The 2,827-nt window shown below is 35.8% G+C and carries 3 protein-coding genes; 2 read left to right on the top strand and 1 reads right to left on the bottom strand.

What is annotated here, in order from left to right:
- Positions 1-179 precede the first annotated feature (179 nt).
- Positions 180-659 (top strand): hypothetical protein, encoded by a 480-nt coding sequence (locus AC6F75_RS11405; RefSeq protein ID WP_500715142.1) that lies wholly within the window; start codon positions 180-182, stop codon positions 657-659.
- The gene (locus tag AC6F75_RS11400) at positions 659-961 is read left to right on the top strand and encodes a type II toxin-antitoxin system RelE/ParE family toxin (RefSeq protein WP_500715141.1); all 303 of its coding nucleotides are present in this window, start codon (positions 659-661) and stop codon (positions 959-961) included. The genes AC6F75_RS11405 and AC6F75_RS11400 overlap by 1 nt, the downstream gene beginning before the upstream one ends.
- Positions 962-1,131: 170 nt before the next feature.
- Here the strand turns inward: AC6F75_RS11400 and AC6F75_RS11395 are convergent, their stop codons facing one another.
- Positions 1,132-2,301 (bottom strand): AAA family ATPase, encoded by a 1,170-nt coding sequence (locus AC6F75_RS11395; protein ID WP_500715140.1) that lies wholly within the window; start codon positions 2,299-2,301, stop codon positions 1,132-1,134.
- Positions 2,302-2,827: the final 526 nt, after the last annotated feature.

Genomic DNA, 2,827 nt, shown 5'->3' with positions numbered 1-2,827 from the left:
TGCTGTATTTAAGTGACCCCTTATAAAGTGATTCAACACTTTGTGAGGGGTTTTGCGTTATGCCGTCTTGTCTCCCACTCTCCTTAAAACCAAATCTAACAGACCACACCTATAGGTAAGTTGCCATTAGCTACTTTATTTCCAAAGTTTTGTATATTTGGAGTAGCACAATTAAAACCATGGATACAACTGCGATACGTGAAAAACTACACCGGCTAATTGAGAATGCGGGGGATGAAAAGCTTGCTGCCCTTTTTGAGGCGTTTAGTGCTGTTGAAACAGGGCAAATACCTTGGTGGAAAGATCATGAGACCATAAAAGAATTGGATGACAGATTAAAAAGTTATGTTGCCGAGCAGGGATCTACCTATACGCTTTCAGCTATTGACAGAGAACTCAATTTGCGTAAATCCAAAACTGTTAAAACTGATATAGAAATGAATATTCAAGCTGAAAAAATAGAATTGGCAAAATTATTATTGAACACTAATAATCCCAGAATTATTCAATCTATAAAACAGATCTTCAAGAAAGAAGAAGCCAATGATTTCTGGGATGAATTAACTTCTGACCAAAAGAAGGAAATTAATACTGCTAAAAATCAGATTAAAGAAGGTGAGTCTTTAGACTACGATTCTTTCATGAGTAAACATAGATAATGAGTAGAAAAGTTATAATTTCTCAAATAGCAATGAAAAGATTAGAATTGCTTTTTGAATATTTACTCCAAGAGTGGTCTTATAAAGTGAAGTCTGAATTTATAAAAAAACTAGATAAGCATATTCAAATTATTAAAGACCAACCGGATAGTTTTCCTGAATCTCAAAAAGAAGGTGGAATAAGAAGGTGTGTAATCACAAAACACACTACTTTGTACTACGAATTCAATGATAAAGAAATTCAAATTCTTACAATTTTTGACACAAGACAAAATCCTGAAAAATTAAAATTAGATTTATAAAAAGATAGCAGGTTTGCTGATTCGCAAAGTTAGCTGTAAGCAAAAATAATTTTTAATTCTTCATTTTTTTTAATTCTTAATTCTCAATTGCTACGTTTGTTTGCTATTGCCCGAGTTCATAAACCTTGAACCTCCCTTCGCTTAAGCTACGGTAGGCAAACTCTCACCTCTCAATACATCAAACCAAAATGCCATAACGGAATGGTGTTCAAAAAACCTCGTTCGATATCGTCTTTGACGACAAAGCCCTTTTCAGAAGTTTTGATTTGCTTTCTTCCTTTGTTTTTACCCCCAATTTCAAAATCAAAAGTGTCAATATTAAAATCTGCCGGTGATGACGACACCACTTTGTGTTGGAGTTTAAGCTGATTGAGAAAAAAAGTTTCTCTGACATTGCCAATATTCTGATTTTCTTTCGCCAGGATGAAAACTAAATTTGTATTGTCAAGATACACTTTGTTCACTTTTCCAAGGCCTCTGATTCCTCCTGTTGCATCCCTTAGCTGCGTGATCATGCCCGCTTCTTCGATGTAAAGTAGATAATCGGCTACATTGTTTCGGCTAATTGTTAACATTTCGGCTATTTTGCTCATATTCGGCTTAAAAGGAACACTTTCAGCTACAATGGCTAATAACTGTTTAAGCTTTCTTCCGGTAGCCACATTCATACCGGCATATACAGGAATGTCGTTTTCCAGTGTTTGATTGACTACTTGTTGTAACCTCAACTCGTAATCATCTTCAAATGCAAAAGGGTAATATCCTTTTTTTAAATAATCGGCAAACAAGGGCAATGGGCGTGGCAACTCAGGCAAATTTACCTGATGATTCAGGATTTCATCTAAAGTAAAAACAGGGACTTCTACCCTGTGAAACATTTTTAAATATTCCCTAAAAGACAGGCCCTGCATACTATACACCACTGCTCTACGGCTTAAATCTGAACTTCCTTTTTTGATATCAAGCACTGAAGAACCTGTAAAAACCACTCTTAAATCTTTGTGATAATCGTAGATTAGCTTTAGTTCTTTTGACCAATCGGGATATTTGTGAATTTCGTCTATAAACAAATACTTCCCTCCTGATTTCTCAAAGGAATCAGCCAGGTCAATCAGGCGATTTTTAGCAAAATAAAAGTCTTCAGCAGTAACATACAGCGTTTTGTTTAAAGGCAAGTGGGTCTTGATGTATTGAAGCACCATGGTTGTTTTGCCCACACCCCTTGGCCCGGTTAAACCCACAAGTTTGTTTTGCCAGTTCATACGATGAAACATATACCGCACAAAGCCTGTTTCTGTCTCGTCTATTAGCTTCCTTGATTGCTCAAATAAAGATTCCATACGCTTATAGTTTTGTACAAAAATACAAATAATGCACTTATATAGTGCAATTTTTAAATATTTTTGCACCTATACAGTGCGTGTTATACAGATTCAGGTGTACTTACATAGGCTGACAGCTAATTATCTGTGGATTAATTGCTTACACAATCGTGGGGTCCCCGCAATCCCATAGCTAACTTCTAACCTCATACTTCTAACCTCATACTTCTAACTTCGTACTTCTAACTTTGTAATGGTTAATAGTGGATTGGTTATTGGTGAAATTGTGAAAAACTTCGTACTTCTAACTTCATACTTCTAACTTCGTACTTCTAACTTTGGAATGGGAATGGTTCATGCTATACCACAGAGAGCCACAGAGAAGACACAGAGCTACACAGAGAAATTCTACTTCTAACTTTGTAATGGTTAATAGTGGATTGGTTATTGGTGTAATTGTGAAAAACTTCGTACTTCTAACTTCGTACTTCTAACTTCGCACTTCTAACTTTGGAATGGGAATGGTTCATGCTATACCACAGAG

This window comes from Planktosalinus sp. (assembly GCF_059864935.1).
Note: the sequence above shows the minus strand (reverse complement) of the source record. Positions and strands in the feature narration are given on the sequence as shown.